This window comes from Telmatobacter bradus, assembly GCF_048629425.1.
In the GTDB taxonomy this organism is placed as follows: domain Bacteria; phylum Acidobacteriota; class Terriglobia; order Terriglobales; family Acidobacteriaceae; genus Telmatobacter; species Telmatobacter bradus.
The window spans coordinates 3,490,567-3,510,657 of record NZ_CP184532.1 but is presented as its reverse complement, the minus strand read 5'-3'; the positions used below and the strand labels follow the sequence as shown (position 1 = coordinate 3,510,657).

11 protein-coding genes and 1 tRNA gene are annotated in these 20,091 nt (G+C 60.6%); 7 read left to right on the top strand and 5 right to left on the bottom strand.

Translation table 11 applies throughout. The annotated features are described in order from the left end of the window. Positions 1–47: 47 nt before the first annotated feature. Positions 48–1,409: a methyl-accepting chemotaxis protein gene (locus ACOBR2_RS14355; protein WP_420236802.1), complete on the bottom strand. Its 1,362-nt coding sequence runs from the start codon at positions 1,407–1,409 to the stop codon at positions 48–50. Positions 1,410–1,723: 314 nt separating this feature from the next. Between ACOBR2_RS14355 and ACOBR2_RS14350 the strand changes: the two genes are divergently transcribed. Beyond that, entirely contained in the window at positions 1,724–2,893 is a 1,170-nt protein-coding gene (locus ACOBR2_RS14350; RefSeq protein WP_420236255.1) for an IS4 family transposase, read from the top strand. A gap of 507 nt (positions 2,894–3,400) precedes the next feature. Here ACOBR2_RS14350 and ACOBR2_RS14345 read toward each other — a convergent pair. From ACOBR2_RS14345 to ACOBR2_RS14335, 3 genes are all read right to left on the bottom strand, one after another. Then, positions 3,401–3,477 (bottom strand) — tRNA-Arg (locus tag ACOBR2_RS14345). A gap of 24 nt (positions 3,478–3,501) precedes the next feature. Next, on the bottom strand, positions 3,502–4,077 hold the full coding sequence (locus tag ACOBR2_RS14340) for a hypothetical protein (RefSeq protein WP_420236801.1): 576 nt from the start codon (positions 4,075–4,077) through the stop codon (positions 3,502–3,504). Continuing rightward, entirely contained in the window at positions 4,067–5,128 is a 1,062-nt protein-coding gene (locus tag ACOBR2_RS14335) for a YheT family hydrolase (RefSeq protein WP_420236800.1), read from the bottom strand. The genes ACOBR2_RS14340 and ACOBR2_RS14335 overlap by 11 nt, the downstream gene beginning before the upstream one ends. Positions 5,129–5,305: 177 nt before the next feature. On the opposite strand from ACOBR2_RS14335, the gene ACOBR2_RS14330 reads away from it, so the two are divergent. Both ACOBR2_RS14330 and ACOBR2_RS14325 read left to right on the top strand, forming a co-directional pair. After that, positions 5,306–6,550 (top strand): aminopeptidase, encoded by a 1,245-nt coding sequence (locus tag ACOBR2_RS14330; RefSeq protein ID WP_420236799.1) that lies wholly within the window; start codon positions 5,306–5,308, stop codon positions 6,548–6,550. 200 nt (positions 6,551–6,750) lie between these two features. After that, entirely contained in the window at positions 6,751–9,222 is a 2,472-nt protein-coding gene (locus tag ACOBR2_RS14325; protein ID WP_420236798.1) for a glycoside hydrolase family 31 protein, read from the top strand. Between the two features lie 493 nt (positions 9,223–9,715). On the opposite strand, the gene ACOBR2_RS14320 is transcribed toward ACOBR2_RS14325, so the two are convergent. Then, positions 9,716–10,999, bottom strand: coding sequence for an EAL and HDOD domain-containing protein (locus ACOBR2_RS14320; protein ID WP_420236797.1), 1,284 nt, complete (start codon positions 10,997–10,999; stop codon positions 9,716–9,718). A 153-nt stretch (positions 11,000–11,152) separates the two neighbouring features. Between ACOBR2_RS14320 and ACOBR2_RS14315 the strand changes: the two genes are divergently transcribed. From ACOBR2_RS14315 to ACOBR2_RS14300, 4 genes are all read left to right on the top strand, one after another. Continuing rightward, on the top strand, positions 11,153–14,701 hold the full coding sequence (locus ACOBR2_RS14315) for a PAS domain S-box protein (RefSeq protein ID WP_420236796.1): 3,549 nt from the start codon (positions 11,153–11,155) through the stop codon (positions 14,699–14,701). Positions 14,702–14,825: 124 nt separating this feature from the next. Beyond that, positions 14,826–16,913: a protein-disulfide reductase DsbD family protein gene (locus ACOBR2_RS14310; protein ID WP_420236795.1), complete on the top strand. Its 2,088-nt coding sequence runs from the start codon at positions 14,826–14,828 to the stop codon at positions 16,911–16,913. A gap of 38 nt (positions 16,914–16,951) precedes the next feature. Further along, positions 16,952–17,971, top strand: coding sequence for a glycosyltransferase (locus ACOBR2_RS14305; RefSeq protein WP_420236794.1), 1,020 nt, complete (start codon positions 16,952–16,954; stop codon positions 17,969–17,971). After that, positions 17,968–20,082 (top strand): NAD-dependent epimerase/dehydratase family protein, encoded by a 2,115-nt coding sequence (locus tag ACOBR2_RS14300; RefSeq protein ID WP_420236793.1) that lies wholly within the window; start codon positions 17,968–17,970, stop codon positions 20,080–20,082. The genes ACOBR2_RS14305 and ACOBR2_RS14300 overlap by 4 nt, the downstream gene beginning before the upstream one ends. Positions 20,083–20,091: the final 9 nt, after the last annotated feature.

The window sequence follows — 20,091 nt, the reverse complement described above, 5'->3', positions numbered from 1 at the left end:
GCAGAGAGCTGTGATGTTGAATGATGCTATCTGAGGTATTTTGGCATCTAGCTGATGCGGAACTGCTGAATCAGCTTCTCCAGATTATGGGCGTTGTTAAGAAGCTGCTGCGCCTTCATCTTGCCGTTTTCGGCGCTTTGAATGCTCTCTTCGGCAGCTGTTGCAATTTCTTCCGCGGATTGGGCAATGGAAACTGCTGCGGAGGTCTGTTGTGAGGCTGCCGTGGCGATCATTGCCACCTGGCTTTCAACCTGCTGCGAAGCGCTGAGAATTTCCTGCAAGCCTTCGCGGGCACGCAGTGTTTCCTCGCTTCCAGATTGCACTGCGTTGCGGCTTGTATTCACCATGTTGACGGTGGACGAGGTTTCTTCCTGAATACCCTTGATTGTGTGGGTGATTTCTTCGGTGGCACTGCGTGTGCGTTCGGCCAGACGGCGAACCTCGCCGGCTACGACAGCAAATCCACGTCCGTGTTCTCCGGCGCGCGCGGCTTCGATGGCGGCATTGAGGGCCAGCAGGTTGGTCTGTTCACTGATCTCCTGAATCACGTGAACCACGGTGTCAATTTCCTGCGAGCGTTTGGCCAGAACCTGAATGCGTTCGGATACCTGCACGGTGGTTTGCGCAATGTGCTCCATGGAGTCAGCAGCGTTCTGCATGACCAGATTTCCAGTTGAAGCAGCTTCGGCTGAAATGCGGCTGGAATGAGCGGTTTGTTCGGCGTTTTGGCCAATTTCGCCAATCGTTGCCCTCATCTCCTGCGAGGCAGCGGCAATTTGTCTGGTCTGTAGATGCTGTTTCTGACCATTTTCCGCAGTGTAGGCTGCGCTTTTGCCTACATCCTCGGCCGTGAGCACGACATCGTGTGCCGTAGAGGAAACGGCCCCGAGTAACTCTCTCAGAGAGAGAACAGACTGATTGAGTGCCTCGGCCATCTGGCCGATTTCGTCATTATTTGTGGCTGGTACCTGAACGGTCAGATCCTTTTCGGCAAGCCTTTCCAGTCCGTGATGCACATTGCGGATCGGAGTCAAAATGATTCCGGATAACCAGCGCCAGCTATACAGGCAGGTCAGCAGAATCACAATGTTGATGGTCAAGCTGGTCCACATGGCGTGATGGCTGTATGTGGCCGACTCAATCAACTGTTTGGTATGTTCCTCTTTGTTGAGCTGAATGACATCAACAAGGCCTGAGCCTACATCGCCTACCAGAGAGCCAGCCTGCTTGGAAAAGAGCTGTGTATCAGCCTCATCGCGCTTGCCGCTCTGGAAGGTAGCCAGCGCAGCATTGCTCAGGTTGCAGTAACTTACAAAACTTTCATGTACCTTCTGGTAACGGGATCGTTCCTGCTCATTATCGATTGTTGTTAGGTAGGCAGCTTCTGACTGTTCGTAGATCTTCTGCATGTAGTTATGTTTGTTGACTGATTTTGTGGCACAGTCAGCGTCCTGGCATCGGCCAATCGTTTGGTCTGTACGGCGCATGCTGTCAAAGGAATGTTCCATTTCCCCCAATGCACCGAGCGCCGGGTAGCCATTTTCCATAAGGTCGGTGGTTTGAACAGCAAAAAAATGAAATGCGCATGTGCCACTGCTGTCCGGTTGACGACTAACTTGCTGCCTGCAACCGTCTGATGGGCCGAGGGTTGCGGACGTTTTGGGGTGGTGTCGATTTGAAAATGCCGCGATGCTGATTCCAGAGATGCTTTCTGGAGGCGGCTGTGAACGCTGGCAAGTTGCTGTTCGCGCAGTTGATGGACTTCCTTCCGTGGACTTCGTTTGCCCGCAGTGTGGCCCGTTATGGCGGCGACCGCCGGGTGCGCAACCTCAGTTGTACCGAGCAGTTCCGTGCTATGGCCTTTGCTCAGTTGACCTATCGCGAGAGCCTGCGTGACATCGAAGCCTGCCTGTGCGCACAGCCTGCCAAGCTGTATGCCATGGGATTCCGCTCTCCGGTGCGTCGTTCGACATTGGCTGAGGCCAACGAGAGCCGCGATTGGCGCATCTATGCTGAACTCGCGCAACGACTGATGGTCCAGGCCCGCAAGCTCTACGCCACGGAAGACCTCGGCATGGACCTTGATGCCGCTGCGTACGCCTTGGACTCTACAACCATCGATCTGTGCCTGACCTTGTTTCCGTGGGCGCATTTTCGCTCCACCAAGTCCGCCGTCAAGATGCATACCCTGCTCGATCTACGCGGCAACATACCCACATTTATCCGTGTCACCACGGGCGATCTGCACGACGTCAACATGCTCGACGAGATCATTCCTCAGGCTGGCGCTTACTATGTCATGGATCGTGGCTATCTCGACTACGCCCGGTTGTATCGCCTCCACTTGGCCGGAGCATTCTTTGTCACCCGCGCCAAGAACAACTTGGATGCCCGACGTATCTACTCCCAACAGGTGGACAAGCAGACCGGCATTTTGGCAGACCAGTCCATCGCCCTTAACGGGTATCACAGCCGCAAGGATTATCCTAGCCACCTGCGCCGCATTCGCTTTCATGATCCAGAGACCGGCAAGGATCTACTCTTCTTGACCAATCAGTTCACACTACCTGCCGTCACCATCTGCGCTCTCTACAAAAGCCGATGGCAAGTGGAACTGTTCTTCAAATGGATCAAGCAGCATCTGCGCATCAAGGTCTTCTTCGGCACCAGCGAAAACGCCGTCAAGACCCAAATATGGATAGCTGTCTCGGTCTACCTCCTGGTCGCCATCGTCAAGAAGAGACTCGAACTGTCCGGCTCACTCTACACTTTGCTGCAAGTGCTCTCGGTAACTCTGTTCGAGAAAATGCCCATCTCACAGGCACTTCAGCAGAAGGACTACACAAACTCACTAACTGCCGATCCCAACCAACTGATTCTGTTCGACTTTTAACCGGACAGCAGTGCGCATGTGCAGTAAATCAGGGTAATCAGAGTTAGAGTGGCAAGAAAACCAAACGCCACTGCAAACTTACGTGAAACATGCATGTGTTGCAGAAAAATCATCTTAGCTCCCCAAAAAGACTTACATAGGCAGAATTCCTGTCATTCGCATCATGGAAATAAACGATGATTTTTATTACAGGAAATCTGTTTACTCTGGGGCTTGCTCACACAAGCAACCAAGCAGGTAGTGTGAGCAGACCCTAGTCTTCTACTTATCGGTATAAGCAAGAAAAGTCTTAATGATGCTCTAAGTCTTAAATTGTGGAACGGGTATGTCAGTCTTTCCAGGAGAAAGGGGATGCGAGGGGTGTCGCAATGCCCAGAGCGCGGGCACTGATGCCTTCAAAATACCTGATTCACAGGGAACAAAAATAGACGCCCGGCGCGAGCGAAGGTCGTCCGTACTGGGGAGCGTAAAATTCTGCGCAATGTCTACTTTTACTGCGGGCTGTTATGGTAGGCGAGTCGGGGATCGAACCCGAAACCCCCGGCTTAGAAGGCCGGTGCTCTATCCAATTGAGCTACTCGCCCACTCGATTTTGCGTGGTCGCTCTCTTATTGTAGCGTTGAACCGGTTTGCAGTATATGGGCAAGCAGCCGGAGGCAGTTGGCCAGTCGGTTCTGGGCGGATTCTTCACTTGCCCCGCAGGCGGTAAGGTAAGCCGTCAGGCCGGTGCTGAAGGGCGCAGATGCGGTGGCCGGATCCGGCAGCGTTGTGCTCATCCAGGCGCGGCGCACAATCAGGTCCACCCGGCAATGGGTCAGCGGCTCTGCGCGGAGTGCGCGCACCAACTTGCGGCAGAAGGCTTCATCGAGCGCGGCCTTCTCTTCGGTGGCAAGCAGATCAATGTAGCCGGCAGCGGCGTAGAACGCTTCGTCGGCTGGAGCGTCCAGTTCGTCCGCATCCCATGTGTCCTTTTCAAGTTGCAGCCACACATCGCATTTGGCGCTCCACGCGGGGGAGCCGGGCGCATTCAAGGCCACAAGCGCTTCCCCCAGCGGAGGAAATTTTCTGGCTTCTTCCAGTTCGTCGATGCGTTGCGGCGCGGTGCGCAGATCAATGAATCCAGCCCAGCGTGCCTCAATCACCGGCCCGTCGCCGCCGATCTCCACTTCCCAGTCAGCTTCCATGGTCTTCTCCGGCCACGCTGAGCAGGAAGCGCATGAGGTTGGATTCGGCCCAGTGAATCTCATTGCCCGCGGCGCGGCCCAGATAAGCGCAGTGGCCACCGTGAGCCGTCTCAATAAAATGAACGGCGGGGTTGGCCTCAAGTTTAGCGCGGGTTTCCGTGGTCAGGCGGATGAAGGGATCGTCGGCCGCGCAGAGGACGAGGGTGGGCAGCGCGATGCGGTCCACTACACGGGCGGCGGCGGCGCGGTGGTAATAATCGTCGGCGTTGCGGAAGCCGCAGTAGCGGGCTACAATCCGGTCGTCGAAGTCGCGCAGGGAGCGGATCGGTTGCTCGAATCCCTGATAGATCCCAGGGAACAGGGCCGTCTTGTGCCGGTAGCGGCGCATCAGGCCACGCAGAAAATGCCGCTCATAGAATCGGTTGATGGACTCATGCAGGGCGTCGGATCCGGCTGCCAGATCGATGGCCGGGCAGACCGCGGCAACCGCCAACAGCGGTGCCTGTGTACCCCACTCGCCGGCCGCCTTCAGCACCAGATTGCCGCCCATCGAGTAGCCTACAAGCGCCATGCGTTGCAGGCTGAATTTTTCTGCAAAGTGGCGCACCACGGCGGCTACATCGCCGGAGAGCCCAGAGTGATAGAGCGTGGGCGTCAGCGCGTCGGTGCCGCCGCAATTGCGCATGTTCATCCGCACCACGTTGCAGCCGGAGCGCCAGCCGCGCTGGGCAATGCCTTGAATGTAACGTGAGTCGGACGAGCCTTCCAGACCATGAACCAGAACCAGCGTCAGGCGCTGGCTGCGCACCGCTTCCGGCTGCCAGTGGCAGTGGCAGAGCACGCGGCTGCCGTCGGCTGCATCCACCAGAACGGCCTCGGACTCGGCTTGCAGCGTGAAGGCCGGACGGGGCAGGTAATTGCCCACAATGGTTTGCAGATGGCCGTTGGTGAGACCGCGGCAGGGGTGAAAAGTCTCCGGCAAGGCAAGGGAGTACGCAGGCGCAGTGTCGGGACTCTCGGTTTCCAGTAGAGGATTGATCACGGAACTCATGTTTCCTGACAGAGGGCAGAGGATGCCTTGCTGCGAAAAACCGGGGCATTCCGGCCGTGGATTCGGCGCGGCGCAGTAGTCATGCCGCCAACTCAGGATTAGGGTAACACGGCCTCGTTCCAGGCTTGCCGCAGGCTGATCCGGCTGCGATGATGGAATCTGAGAGGCAATACGAAGATGTCAGAAACCAATCCGCGCAGCTTTGCCGAAAAACTTGACCTGTTGGCCGAAGTGGCCGTCAAGGTGGGTCTCGGCCTTCAACCCGGTCAGGAACTGGTGATGACCGCCTCGCTGGACTCGCTGGAGTTGGCCCGCCGCATTACCGAGCAGGCCTACAAGGCAGGCGCTTCGCTGGTCACCACGCTTTTTAGCGACGATCAGGCCACCCTGGCCCGCTATCATCACGCCCCGGATGCCAGTTTTGATCACGCCCCGAAGTGGCTCTACGAAGGCTTTGCCGAGGCGTTCAAGAGTGGTGCGGCGCGTCTGGCCATCTCTGGTGCCAACCCGGCGCTGCTGGCGAATGAAGATCCTGACAAGGTGAGCCGCGCCAGCCGGGCCGTTTCGGTCGCCTATCGTCCCGCGCTGGAACTGATCACCCGCCACGCCATCAACTGGACGATTGTGGCGGCGGCATCGCCGGCCTGGGCGCAGGCCATTTTCCCCGATGCCACGCCGGAAGTGGCGCTGGCCCAGCTGTGGGAGGCGATTTTTGCCGTCAGCCGCATCAATGAAGCCGACCCCGTGGCTGCCTGGAAGGCCCACGACACAGCCCTGCAGCAGCGGGCCGCTTTGCTGAACGAAAAGCGCTATTCCTATCTGCAGTACAAGGGCCCCGGAACCGATCTACGTCTGGGACTGGCCGACGATCATCTGTGGATGGGCGGTGGCTCCATGGCCGGCAATGGCCTGTACGGCATTCCCAACATGCCCACCGAAGAGATTTTCACCACCCCGCACAAGGAGCGTGCCGAGGGCGTGGTGACGGCCACCAAGCCGCTCTCCCATCAGGGTTCGATGATCGAGGAGATTCAGGTGCGCTTTGAGGCGGGTCGCATTGTGGAAGCCCGTGCCAGCCGTGGCCAGCAGGTGCTGGAAAAGCTACTCGACACCGATGAGGGATCTCGCCGCCTGGGCGAGGTGGCTCTGGTGCCACACTCCTCGGCGATTTCGGCCAGCGGACTCACCTTCCTGAACACGCTCTTTGACGAGAATGCTGCCTCGCACATCGCGCTCGGGCAGGCTTATTCCACCTGCGTACGCGAGGGTGAAAAGATGAACGCCGAGCAGCTGGCCGCCAAGGGCGCCAACGACAGCCTGATCCATGTGGATTGGATGATCGGCTCGGGCGAGCTGGACATTGACGGCGTAACCGCCTCGGGCACGGTAGAGCCGCTGATGCGCAAGGGCGAGTGGGTGTAAGAAAGCAACAAAATCGCAAAGCAAAGGCCCGGGAAGCAACTCTTCCCAGGCCTTTTCCTGTTTGAAAGCTCTGTAACAGAGGAGAAAAGTTTCCCCAAGGCACAGAAACGGCAAAGGTTGGCAGAAGAAGTGAAAATGATCGTCAATCGATCTGCCGTGCATTGCGTTGAGGCAGGGTAAGGCGTTCTGCTGAGCCCGTCATGATGCGAATTCGTCTTGTCCTGCTCTGTCTTCTCTGGCCGTTGGCGCTTCTGGCGCAGTCCGGAACCCCACTCTTTCACGCCCTGCCTGATGGCATCGAAGTGAGCCAGGGTGCAACCCGGCTGCGGGTGACGGCACTCAGCGATTCCGTGCTGCGGGTGCGGGAGGCCCATGATGCGCCTCTGCCTGAAGACGCCTCCTGGGCGGTTCTGCCTGCCGCTCGTGCCTCCCATGTGGCCGTGCAGCCGGAAGCCGCCGGATTTGCCACGGCCGCTCTGCGGGTCAGTATTGCGCCGGATCTGGAAATCACCGTGGCCGACCGGAGCGGGCGCATCCTTCAGCAGGACGCCGAGCCGGTGCGCTGGGAGGGTACGCGCTTCCGCGTCTTCAAGCGCAAGGCTGACGACGCGCACTACTTCGGGCTGGGCGACAAGCCGGGGCCGCTCGACCGCGCCGGGCAGAGTTATGCGCAGTGGAATACCGACAACTTCGGCTGGCAGGAGTCGAACGATCCGCTCTACAAGAGCATTCCGTTCTTCATCGAGTTCCGCGCCGGGCGGGCCTTGGGCGTGCTCTTCGACAACACTTGGCGCAGCTTCTTTGACTTTGGCCACGAGCTGCCGGACCGCACCTCCTTTGGCGCACCCGACGGCCCGCTGGACTACTACCTGATCTACGGCCCCGAGCCCAAGGACGTGGTGCGCGGCTACGCGTGGCTGACCGGCACCGCGCCTCTGCCGCCGCTCTGGGCGCTGGGCTTTCAGCAGTCGCGCTACAGCTACGAAAGCCGTCTGCGACTGGAAGCAGTGGCCGACCGCCTGCGGGCCGACCACATTCCCGCCGACGTGCTCTATCTGGACATTGACTACCAGCAGAAGAACCGTCCCTTCACGGTCGATCCCGTGGCCTTCCCGGACTTTGCCGCAATGGTGAAAAAGCTGGCCGCCGAGCGCTTCCATCTGGTACTGATTACCGACCTGCACATCGCCGATCTGCCGGGCCAGAACTATGTCCCGTACGACTCCGGCGCGGCGGGCGACCATTTTGTGAAGAATTCGGATGGATCCCCGTATGTGGGGCCGGTTTGGCCGGGGCCGTCGGTTTTTCCCGACTTTACCCGGCAGGCTACCCGCCAGTGGTGGGGTACGCTCTACAAGGATTTTGCCGGATTGGGTGTGAGCGGTTTCTGGAACGACATGAATGAGCCGGCCGTCTTCCGCTACCCCAGCAAAACCATGCCGGACAGCGTGCAGCACCGCATCGACGAGCCCGGCTTTCTGCCCCGCGTGGCCAGCCATCAGGAGATTCATAACGTCTACGGCATGGAGAACGCCCGCGCCACCTACGATGGCCTGCGCGCGCTCGAACCCAACGAGCGCCCTTTTGTGCTGACCCGCGCCAGCTATGCCGGTGGTCAGCGCTACGCAGCCACCTGGACGGGCGACAACAGCTCGACGTGGAACCATCTGCGCCAGACCACCCCGCAACTGCTGAATCTGGGCCTGAGCGGTTTTGCCTTCAGCGGTGCCGACGTGGGTGGTTTTGCCGGATCGCCCCCGCCCGACCTGCTGACGCGCTGGCTGGAACTGGCCGCCTTCCAGCCCATTGACCGCGACCACGCCGCCAAGGGCACACGCGACCACGAGCCGTGGGTGGACGGGCCGGAGCACGAGGCGATCCGCCGCCACTTCATCGAGGAGCGCTATCGCCTGCTGCCGTACCTGTACACCGTGGCCGAAGAGGCCTCGCGTGATGGCCTGCCTGTTACGCGGCCGCTCTTTCTGGAATTTCCGCATGCCGCCGCCGATGGACATCCGCTCGATCTGGATGCTCCGGGCGAGTTCCTGCTGGGACCCAGTCTGCTGATTGCGGCCAGTCCTTCGCCGGAAGAGGTTGCGCCCTATGAGGTTCATCTGCCGCCCGGCCTCTGGTACGACTGGTGGACCGGCCAGCCAGTGCAATCGGCTGTGCCCAACGCTGGCCGCGATCTGGAAAAACGCGATGAAGTCGTGCAGGCCAAGCCCCGGACGTTGAACCCCACGCTCGGCGAATTGCCGGTCTTTGTGCGTGCCGGTGCCATACTTCCCATGCAGCCGCTCACCCAGAGCACCAGCGAAACGCCCAGCGGGCCGCTGACCCTGCGTGTTTATCTTGGCAGTGCGGCTGGCGGCGCGGAGTGCGCAGGCGATCTGTATCAGGACGACGGCCACAGCTTTAACTATCAGCAGGGCGATCTGCTGCGGATTCACTTCCGTTGCAGCATTGCGGCGGACGGTTCATTGCACCTGATTGCAGGAGCGCAGCAGGGAAGCTTCCATCCATGGTTCACAAGCTATCGGCTGGAGGTCTACGGCTGGACGCCTGGCAAGAACCGGGTGCCGGGCAGTTCGACGGCGCTGCGGCAGGAAGGCGCGGCCTGGGTTGCGGAAGTTCCTGCCGATCCCCGGGGCTTCGAGGTTCAGTTGCAGTAGGAGAGGCAAGGGAAATGGCAGTGAGCAAGGGCTGGTTGCGAAAAACTCTTCTTGGGAGGTTTTGCAGGCTGCGGAATAACTCATTTCAGGAGCAGGCAGGGAGGGAGCGGGGGCATTCATGCCCCCGAAAGACAGAGGCCGAAGAACGTGTCTTCAGGCACGGGTATTTTTCCCGACACACAAAATGCCCGCAGCAAAACAGACGATGGAAAAGGGCCAAATTTATGCAAGGTTGAGAAGAATTGTCCCCGGGGCTGAAGCGCATAACTCTTATGCCGGGACATTTGCGAGGGTTATAGCAAATTCAGAATTGCTGTAGAGGGAGTTGATGGACCAAAGTGTCGTTTTCCTCAAGAAAACGGCATCCTGCACACTCTTTCAGACTGCACGGTCATTCTGAATTTGCTCTAAAACCCTCGCCTCCCTCCCAAAATAAGTTTTTCCGCAGCCTGTTCAGCCTCTGTACTTTGTTCTCTGATCTCTGCTCTTTGTCCTACAGCGCCAGCCGCAGCAGTTCCTCGGCGTGTGCAATGGATTCCATGTAGGAAGCGATCAGCCGTTCGGTGGACAGCGAGTTTGCCAGGGCTATCTTGTTGGCAGTATTCCAGTTTCCAGCCTCATGGGCTTCCAGCCAGCTCAGCAGGATGCGTTCCCGGTTGGCGCTTCCGGCCAGCGCCAACCGTAGATCGTCTCGCAGGGGCAAACCAGCCGTCAGCTCGGCCATGGGACGGCCCAGCATGACGGGCAGCAGGCTGAGCATGCCCAGCAGATACTGTTCCGCGGCATTGAGTTTGCAGCTTTCGGCCATCTGCTCGCAAAAGTAGCTGCGCAGAAAAGCCATGCGCAGAATCTCCACCGAATTGCCGGTGTTCAGTTCGCTGGAAACGGCCACCAGGGCCATGCGGCGAAAGGTCATTTCACCCAGGATCATCAGCGCGGTTTCAATCGAGCGCACATCCTGACGGATGGCGCAGATCGGCGAGTTGACCAGACGCAACATGCGGTAGGTGAGGGAAGTGTCGTTGCGTACCCACTTGCCCACCTCGGCAAGATCGCATGTTTCCTGCTGCAACAGGCGCAGAATCTGCAGTTGAGCCAGCCGGTTGGCGGGCACTTCGTGCTTGCGGAAGAGTTCCGGGCGGCAAAAATAAAAGCCGTGGAAGAGGCCGAAGCCCTCGCGGGAGGCCTGATTATAGTCCGACTCCGTCTCCACTTTTTCCGCAATGGGCGCGGCGGCGCAAGCGATGGCCTTCTGCAGCAGGTCTTCCCGGTCGCTGTGCGGGGTGGAAGAAAAATCCACCTTCACGTAGTCCATCATCTCTACCAGAGCCGCAGGAACGCGCCCGATTTCGCTGCCCGCCATGCAGAAGCGAAATCCGGCTTTCTTCCGTGCGCTGCAGGCTTGCAGAAGCTCATCTGAGGTTTCCGGACCGGGTTTCAACTGCAGGATGGTAAGCGTGGGCGGCAGCATTTCGGTGATCCCGTCCTGCAGGGTTTCAGGCGTGCAGGGGATCATGGCGGCGGCTCCTTGCGTAAGCTGATCAAAGCCGTACAGAAGCGTATTGTCGATCAGCCCGCGTGTTCCCAGATCGTGCTGCTGGCTGGCGACAGTGCCCTCTTCCGTGCGAGGCAGCAGGCTGTATGCATGAACGCGACCAAGCCGGTCCAGAATCGGCTGTCTGGAAATGAAGCATACGTTGGCGTGTTCCTGCGTGCTTGTGGCCGGCGCGGCTTGTTCCGCTGTAGGGGATGGGGCGCGGATAGGCAAGGAGTTCACCGGGCTCTTTATCGGCTTGCGACAGAAGAACTGGAGGATCATTTTCCTCCCGGAAGAGCTTTGGAGAAGGCTTGCGGACGGGCAAAAGAAGTCATACGCTTCATTCGTTGCTGGTTGCGAAAGCTGTCGCGCAGCCGGAGCGGATGCCGATATATGGATAGACAGACTCTGTTGCGGGAGCCGTATGTGCCATTGACCGGAGAGCAGATCGTCGAGAGCGGCTTGCGTTCGCATGCGGCGCTGAGCAAAACTTCGCTGCTCGTTACGGATCGCGCGGGCGTCATTCTGTTTGTCAATCCTGCATTTACAACCATGACCGGCTATACGCGGGAAGAGGTACTCGGCAAAACACCCGCCATTCTCAAGTCGGACCGTCAGTCGCCGGAAGTTTACCGTGTCTTCTGGAGTGTGATTCTCTCCGGTAAGGTGTGGGAAGGCGAACTCATCAACCAGCGCAAGGACGGAACGCTCTACACCCAGGCAACGCACGTTTGTCCTATCTTCGAAGAACAGGGCGGCATTGCGGGTTTTGTGGCCTCGGCGCGGGACTTGAGCGGCTGGCGGGCGGCAGAGGATGCGCGGCATTTTCTGGCGACGGTGGTTGAGTCTTCTGCAGATGCGATTGTGACCTATTCTCCTGCCGGAATCATCTTGACCTGGAATCGCGCTGCGGAGCGGGTTTTTGGCTACACGGAAGAAGAGATGATCGGTCGGCCTCTGGTTTTGATCATGGCTCCCGAGCGCCGTTCGCTGTTGGGCGAACAGACGCGGAGGGTCGTGAACGGCGATGAGACGATGCGCGCCGCCGGCGAAGGGCTGCGCAAGGATGGAGTGCGCATCAAGGTTGCAGTGACCGCATCGTCCGTACGCAATGCCGAGGGCGAAGCGACGGCCATTTCCCTGATCATCCGCGACGTTACGCGGCAACAGGAGGCGGAACAGGCGCAGGCCCTGCTGGCCTCGGTGGTTGAATCTTCTGAAGACGCGATTCTGGCCATGGACATGAAGGGGACCATCACCACCTGGAACCATGGCGCGGAGCGGCTGCTGGGCTATGATTCTGCCGGAATCGTGGGAGGAAATATTCGCATTCTGATTCCGCGGCAGGAGGCTGAACATGCCAAAAGCCTGCGCGAACAGATTGCGCGTGGTTACAGAGTTCCTCCCTTCGACATGCTTCTGCAGGCCCTGGATGGCGGCAAGATCTGGGCTTCGGTTTCCCTCTCGCCCATTCACCATGAGAGTGGTGAGCTGATTGGAACTTGTGCGATTCTGCGCGATATTGGTGTGCGGCTGGCGGCGGAACAGAAGCTGCTCGAAAGCGAGGAGCGCTTCCGCAAGCTCTTTGAAGACGCCACCATCGGCATCTGCCTCAGCGACCTGAACGGGCAATGGAAGCGACTGAATCAGGCATTCTGCAAGATGCTTGGCTATGAAGAGGATCAGCTGCTGGGCTTGACCTGGCGCAATATTTCGTTGGACGAGGAAACGCACTCCACCCTGAAGGCCGTGGAACTGCTCCGGCAGAGGTCGAATCGAACGCTGGAATGGGAGAAGCGCTATCGCCATCGAGATGGGCATATTCTTTGGGTTCGCCTTAGCATCTCGTTGGTGCACGACGGTCAGGGGGCTCCGCTTTACTACCTCACCCACGCCGAAGACATTACCGAGCGTCGCCGCACGGAAGAGTCCCTGCGGGAAGCTACCGAGCGCGCCAGCCATCTGGCCCTGCAAGCCTCCGAGGCCAGCGCGGCCAAAAGTGAGTTCCTGGCCAACATGAGCCACGAGATTCGCACTCCGCTGAACGGCGTGACCGGCATGCTGGATCTGCTGCTGGATACACCGCTGACAGCGGAGCAGAAACGTTATGCTGAAATCGCAGTTTCCTCTGGCCACTCTCTGCTTGCGCTCATCAACGACATTCTGGACTTCTCCAAAATCGAAGCCAAAAAACTGGAGCTGGAAAATGTCCAGTTCAATCTGGGGACGATGCTGGAGGAGTTGAGCGGAAGCATCGCCGTGCAGGCCCTCGACAAGAAAATCGAGCTGGTGTTTTCCGTCGATCTGGATGTGCCCCCTTTGCTACGGGGCGATCCGGTGCGTCTGCGTCAGGTGCTGACGAATCTGCTGGGAAACGCCATCAAGTTCACGACTGCCGGAGAGGTGGAGTTGCGCGTGGCTGTCCGGCAGATTGCGCAGGACCGTGCCCAGTTGCGTTTTTCCGTGCGCGATACCGGAATCGGCATCCCGGCAGGCAAGCTGGGAACGATCTTTGAGATCTTCACGCAGGTGGATGCTTCCACCACCCGCCGCTTTGGAGGAACCGGTCTGGGACTGGCCATTACGCGCAGTCTGGTGGCGTTGATGGGGGGCGAAATGGGCGTGAACAGCCGCGAAGGCCAGGGCTCTGAGTTCTGGTTTGTGGTGCCGCTGGAGATTGCGATGGGCGCGTCGGTGCAGTCTGCAATCGAGTTACCTGCTTTGTTGCGCCAGAGCCGCATCCTGGTTGCGGAATCGAATGAGGCTAGCCGCCAGATGCTGCTGCGTTGCCTGCATGGTTGGGGCATGCAGACGGAAGAGGCGGATTCAGCTACTTCCCTGATCGAAAAACTCCGCGCTGCTTCTCTTGCCGGAGCATCCTATCCCGTGGCCATTGTTCCGTTGCGCATGCTCACCATGGCGCAGGATTCCGCGTCTCTGCTGGCGGGTCCGGCCTGGGGCGCGACGCGCATTCTGCTGCTTGTGCGCCTGGGGGAGCAGCCGAACACCCACAAATTTCCCCGTTTGCTGGAGGCCGCAATCGTCAGCAAACCAGTGCGTTCTGCCGATCTTCTGGCTGGGCTCTTGCGTGTGGTCAGCCATGCGCAGCTTACACCGGATGCGCAACAGGCTGGCAGGGGCGCAGGAGTGAAGGAAAAACCACCCCTGCCGCCGGATTTCCGCATTCTGGTTGCGGAAGACAATCCAACCAATCAGCAGGTGGCGCTGGGACTCTTAAAAAAGCTGGGCGTGGCGGCAGAGGCCGTCGATGACGGTCTGCAAGTGCTGCAAGCCTTGCAGATGGCACAGTACGATCTGGTGCTGATGGATATGCGCATGCCCGAGATGGACGGCGTGGAGGCCACACGCAGAATTCGTCGAAACGACTCCTCCGTGCGGAATCGGCAGATTCCCATCCTTGCCATGACGGCCAACATTCAGGAGACGGATCGCGACCTCTGCCGTCAGGCTGGCATGAATGGATTTCTCTCCAAGCCTGTCTCTGCGGCCGCTTTGTATCAGGCGATTGCCGAGTGGGCCTTCCGTACGGGCGGGGATCTTCCTCCTGCTTCCGCAGGGGTGAATGCACCTCATTCGGCCCCAGCCATCTTTCATCGGGAAGAGGTTCTGGAGCGGATGATGGGCGACGAGGAGCTCGTGCGCATTGTCCTTGACGGTTTTCTTGAGGATCTTCCCCGCCTGTTGATTGCGCTGGAGAATGCCCTGCAGGCCGACGACCGGAGTGCCAGCGAACGCCATGCGCATTCCATCAAGGGAGCCGCGGCCAATGTGGGCGGAGAGCAGTTGCGTCGCATGGCGCAGGTGGTGGAAAAGCATGCTGGAGATGGCGATCTGGCGGCTGCAATTCGTTCCATGGGAGAGTTGCAGAAGGCCGCGGAGGAACTCTGCCTGGAAATTCGTGCGCAGGGGAAAACCGCCTGATCCCATTCCTTGACTCACGCGGGCCGCAGCAGAATTCAACCACTTTCGCCCGTGCATTTCTTCTCCGTAGCCGCAGGCTTTCGATAGACTGAATGCAGCCGGTCAGGAGCCGGATTCCCCGCATATGTCTCGTATTCTTTCCCTCTTTTTAGGTGTGCTTGCGGCAGCGCTGCCGCTTACGGCTCAATCTGGCGCGGTGAGCGCTCCGGTTGCGGCTCCGCATGTGACGGTGCAGCTGGTTGGCAAAGAGGCCGCTGTGAGCCCGTCAGGGGTGCTTGATGCGGGCCTGTACTTCAAGGTCGAACCCAGTTGGCACATCTACTGGAAGAATGCGGGCGATGCCGGTGAGCCGCCCAAAATCGACTGGGTGCTGCCCAAGGGCGTGACGGCTGGTCCGCTCAGCTTTGCCGCGCCCAAACGTCTGCCGCTCGGCCCGCTGATGGATTACGGCTACGAGGGCGAGGCGTTGTTTCCGGTGCAGATAAAGCTGGATGGCAGCGTAAAGCCCGGCGCAACCCTGCCCTTGACCGCCCATGTAAGCTGGCTGGTCTGCCAGGAGCGCTGCCTGCCCGGCAAAGCCGACCTCAAGCTGAACGTGCCGGTGGCCGCCGCGCAAACCGCAGCCGACGGCGCGACGCTCTCGCTCTTCCAGCGTTTTGAGGCGCAACTGCCCCAGCCGCTTCCGGCAGCCGCAAAGGCCGTCTTCCAGCCCACCAGCACTGGCTTTCGTCTGGCCGTGGAAACAGGCCGCAGCGAGTCGCAGGCGCTCTTCTTTCCCGAGGACGAAGACACTCTCGATAATCCCGCCCCGCAGAAGCTGACCGCGACTGCGAATGGTTTCCAGCTTGACCTGAAAAAGGGGCCGTACCTGACCACGCAGCCGACGCAGTTGAAGGGCGTGGTGGAGCTGGCCGACGGGCGCAACTACCAGATTGTGGCAGTGCAGGGAAGCGTGGCGGCGGCTCCCGCGAGCGGGGGGAAGTCCTTCGGAAAGCTGCTGAGCACGGCGGGTTTTGCCTTTCTGGGCGGACTGATTCTGAACCTGATGCCCTGCGTCTTTCCGGTGCTCTTCCTGAAGGGACTGGCGTTGGTGAACTCCGGCAATGAGGAGCGTGGCGCTTTGCGTGCCCACGGACTGGTCTACACGGCGGGCATTCTGGCTTCCTTCTGGGTTCTGGTGGCGGTGCTGCTGGGCCTGCGGGCGGCGGGTTCCGGCCTTGGCTGGGGATTCCAGTTCCAGTCGCCGGTCTTTTTGGGCTTGATGGCCGGGCTGCTCTTTTTCCTCGGCCTGTCGCTGGCCGGGCAGTTTGAAATCGGTCTTTCCATGACCAGCGCAGGTGGCCAGCTTGCCCAGAAGCAGGGTTTTGCGGGCAGCTTCTTTACCGGTGTGCTGGCCGTGGTGGTGGCCACGCCCTGCACCGCTCCGTTCATGGGAGCGGCGGTGGGTTATGCGCTCTCGGCTTCGCCCGCCGTCACCTTTGCCGTCTTTACGGCGCTGGCGCTGGGCTTGGCCGCGCCCTACCTCGTGCTTACCCTGCAACCGGCCTGGACGCGCCTTCTGCCAAGGCCCGGTGCGTGGATGGACTACCTGAAGCAGGCCGTCTCCTTGCCCATCTTTGCCACTGTCATCTGGCTGGTTTGGGTGCTTGCGGGCAGCTATGGCGCAGGCTTGCTGGCGGCTTTGCTGGCGGGCTTCCTGCTGCTGGCCGTGGCGGGCTGGTTCCTGGGCCGCTGGCCGGCCAAGCGCTGGGCCACGATCATCGCCGTGCTGATTCTGCTTTGCGTGGTGGCGCTGGACGCTCTGGCGCCGCAGCGGTTGGCCAGCGCGCCGCAGAGTTCAACCGAAACAGGAACCGCTCACAGCGCACCCCAGTCGTGGTCAGCGGATGCGGTAGCCAAGGCGCAGGCCGCCGGGCAGCCCGTCTTTGTGGACTTTACGGCTAGCTGGTGCCTGAGCTGTCAGGTGAACGAGCGTGTGGCGCTCAGCCAGCCTCAGGTGCAGCAGGCCTTTGCCGCGCACAATGTGCTGGTGCTCAAGGCCGATTGGACCCGCCACGATCAAGCCATTACCGAGGCGCTTACAGCGCTTGGCCGCAGTGGCGTGCCGGCCTATGCGCTCTACGTTCCGGGGGAATCGAGCCCACGGCTGCTGCCTGAGGTGCTCACGCCGGGGCTGGTTCTGGATGCGCTGAACAGCCTACCGACCCGCTAAGGAGAAAACTTTACCTCGCCCTCGTAGAATGGTCTGCAATGGATTCCGCTTGGAATAGAAGAACCGCGATTGTGGCCATTGGACGCAACGAGGGCGCGCGGCTAAAGCTCTGCCTGCGCGCGGCGCAATCCCTTGCGGCCACCGTCGTCTATGTGGATTCCGGCTCAGCCGACGGCAGTGCGGAGTTTGCGCGGGGGCTGGGCTGTGCAGTGGTGGTGGAACTGGACCCAGCGCGTCCTTTTACGGCGGCCCGGGCCCGCAATGAAGGCTTTCAGCGCCTGCTGGAACTTGCTCCCGCCACGGAGTTCGTGCAGTTCGTCGATGGCGATTGTGTACTGGACGCAGGCTGGCTGGCTTATGGCTCTGTGGAACTGCATGCCCACCCCGAGGCAGCTCTGGTGCGTGGCCGACTGGTGGAGATGCACCCCGAGCAGAGCGTCTACAACCGGCTCTGCCATCTGGAGTGGCAGCAGACTCCGGGCGAGATTCCCGCCTGCGGCGGCCTGTTTCTGATCCGTGCTCAGGTCTTCCGCCAGGTGGGTGGATTCCGCGAGGACGTGATTGCCGCCGAGGACGATGAGTTCTGTCTGCGTGTGCGGGCGGCAGCATGGAAGATTCGCATGGTGGACGCGCCCATGGCCAGCCACGATGCAGCGATTCTGCGCTTCGGCCAGTGGTGGCGGCGGGCCTGTCGCGCGGGCCATGCCTATGCCCAGGTGGCGGCGCTGCACAGCGGCGAAGGCTATTTCGCAGCGGAGATGCGGCGGCTGTGGTTCTGGGGTCTGCTGGTTCCGCTGGCCGCGCTGCTGGCGGCATGCTGCACGCGGGGGTTTTCGTTGCTGGCCTTTGTGCTGCTCTATGCAGTGCGCTGGCTGCGCATTCGCCGGGTGGGGCTCGGGCGGGGCTGGTCAGGCCGCGATGCGGGCCTTTACGCGCTCTTTGCCGTGCTCTCGCATCCTGCCGGTTGGCAGGGAATGATGCAGTACCATCTGCGTCGGCGGACGGGCAGCGGCCTACGAATTATCGAATATAAAAGCGGGAAGACGAGGACGAAATGAGCAAGGTGCAGGCGGGCAAGATGCGGCAGGTTGGATTGGTGGGAGCCGGCTACATTGCCGACTGGCATGCGAAGTCCCTGGCCTCGGTGGCAGGCGTGCGGCTGGCCGCGGTCTGCGATACGGCGCTCAGCCGGGCCGAGGCGCTGGCGGGCCGCTGGGGCGCGCAGGCCTACAACTCGCTGGACTCAATGCTAGCCGCTGGAAATCTGGATGCGGTCCACATTCTTCTGCCCCCTGATCTGCACTTTCCGGCAGCGCAGGCCGCGCTCGTAGCAGGTGTGGACGTTCTGCTGGAAAAGCCCATGTGCGCGACCGTAGCCGAGGGTGAGGCGCTAGCGGCACTTGCGGCAGAACGCGGCCGACGTCTGGCTGTGGGGCACAATTTTCTCTTTTCGGAGCCCTGGCAGCGGCTGCGGAGCGATGTGCGCGCCGGTCTGCTCGGCCCCATCGATGAAATTCGCGTGGTGTGGAACCGCTTTTTGCCGCAGTCGGTCTATGGTCCCTTCGACACATGGATGCTGCGCGATGAACGCAACATCGCACTGGAAACCGGCTCCCACGCCATCGCCTTTGTGCTCGATCTGGTGGGCGAGTCGCAGAATCTGGCCGTGCGGGCCAGCGACCCCATCGACCTGCCCACCGGGCGGAAATTTTATCGCCGCTGGCAGGTGGATGGAAGCTCAGGCGTAACCGCGATCGAGCTGCGTATGCGCTTCATTCCCGCCTACGCCGAGTTTTACGTCCATGTGCGCGGCCGTCTGGCGGCAGCTACTGCCGATCTGGAGCACAACACCTACACATTGCACCAGCATTTTGCCAAGGATCTGGACTTTGCAACCCATGCGGCGGTCAGCGAAGAGGCCCGTTCGTTGCGCCAGCAGGCGAATAGAACGCTAAAAAAGTACATTTTTTCCAAGCTCCATCTGGAAAAGCGCGGCAGCCCCTACGGCGAGAGCATTGCCCGGGCGATGGATGCGTTTTACGCCTCCGGTCCGCTCGACGAGCGTATTGCCGCCAGCCGTGGTGTGCAGGTTTTGCGCCAGTGTGAGCGGATCGGCGCGGAAGTTCCTCACCCAGAGCCGCCGGTCGTAGCTGCTGCGGCAAAGAGTGAAACCGCCAGCGTATTGGTGCTGGGCGGAACCGGGTTTATTGGCCGCGAACTGGTGCGGCAGCTGGTGGAGTCGGGCCGCAGCGTGCGCCTGCTGGTGCGCAGCACAGCCAGTCTGCCTGCTGATTTGCATGCAAAAGTGGAAGTGCGGCGGGGCAATACGCTCGACAGCGCTTCCTTGCAGCAGGCCATGCAGGGCGTGGAAACCGTGGTTCATCTGGCCCGGGCCAATGTGAAAACCTGGGCGGAGTACCAGAAGTACGAGATCGAGGCCACGCGGCTGGTGGGTGAGGCGGCGCTGGCTGCCGGGGTCCGGCGGCTGATCTACTCAGGCACCATCGACTCCTACTACGCGGGCGGCCGGGCCGGAAGCATTACCGAAGCCACGCCGCTCGATCCGCAGATCAGCCGGCGCAATCTGTACGCCCGGGCCAAGGCCGAGAGCGAGGAACTGCTGCAAAATCTCCACCGTGAGCGCGGTTTGCCGCTGGTGATCGTGCGCCCCGGCATCGTGATTGGCCGGGGAGGCAGTCCCTTCCATTGGGGGGTGGGCATGTGGTGGTCCGACGCCGTCTGCCAGATCTGGGGCGAGGGCCGCAACAAGCTGCCGCTGGTGCTGGTGGAAGACGTGGCGCGGGGGCTGATTGCGGCCCTGGACGCGCCCGGGATCGAGGGCCGCAGCTTTAATCTGGTGGCCGATCCCTGCCTGACGGCGCAGGAATATCTGGACGAACTGGACCGCGCCGGGCAGATGCGCATCGACCGTCGTCCAACGTTCATCGCCAGCTTTTACCGCAAGGATATCGTCAAGTGGATGGTCAAGCTGGCCGTGCGCTTCCCGGAGCGGCGCATGCCCAGCTATCGCGATTGGGAGAGCCGGACCCAGAAGGCGCACTTCGACTGCTCCGCCGCCAAACAGCAGCTGGGCTGGCAGCCGGTGAGTAGCCGCGAAGAGCTGGTGCGGAAGGGAATCGTGGAGGCGCTGGCCAGCTACCTGAGCTGAGCGGAAGCA

Bases quoted from the DNA above. Each gene is read 5' to 3' on its own strand.
- ACOBR2_RS14340 (WP_420236801.1), bottom strand. From the start codon at position 4,077: ATGGAAGCTGACTGGGAAGTGGAGATCGGCGGCGACGGGCCGGTGATT.
- ACOBR2_RS14330 (WP_420236799.1), top strand. From the start codon at position 5,306: ATGTCAGAAACCAATCCGCGCAGCTTTGCCGAAAAACTTGACCTGTTG.
- ACOBR2_RS14325 (WP_420236798.1), top strand. From the start codon at position 6,751: ATGATGCGAATTCGTCTTGTCCTGCTCTGTCTTCTCTGGCCGTTGGCG.
- ACOBR2_RS14305 (WP_420236794.1), top strand. From the start codon at position 16,952: ATGGATTCCGCTTGGAATAGAAGAACCGCGATTGTGGCCATTGGACGC.
- ACOBR2_RS14300 (WP_420236793.1), top strand. From the start codon at position 17,968: ATGAGCAAGGTGCAGGCGGGCAAGATGCGGCAGGTTGGATTGGTGGGA.
- ACOBR2_RS14355 (WP_420236802.1), bottom strand. From the start codon at position 1,409: ATGCAGAAGATCTACGAACAGTCAGAAGCTGCCTACCTAACAACAATC.
- ACOBR2_RS14315 (WP_420236796.1), top strand. From the start codon at position 11,153: ATGGATAGACAGACTCTGTTGCGGGAGCCGTATGTGCCATTGACCGGA.
- ACOBR2_RS14335 (WP_420236800.1), bottom strand. From the start codon at position 5,128: ATGAGTTCCGTGATCAATCCTCTACTGGAAACCGAGAGTCCCGACACT.
- ACOBR2_RS14310 (WP_420236795.1), top strand. From the start codon at position 14,826: ATGTCTCGTATTCTTTCCCTCTTTTTAGGTGTGCTTGCGGCAGCGCTG.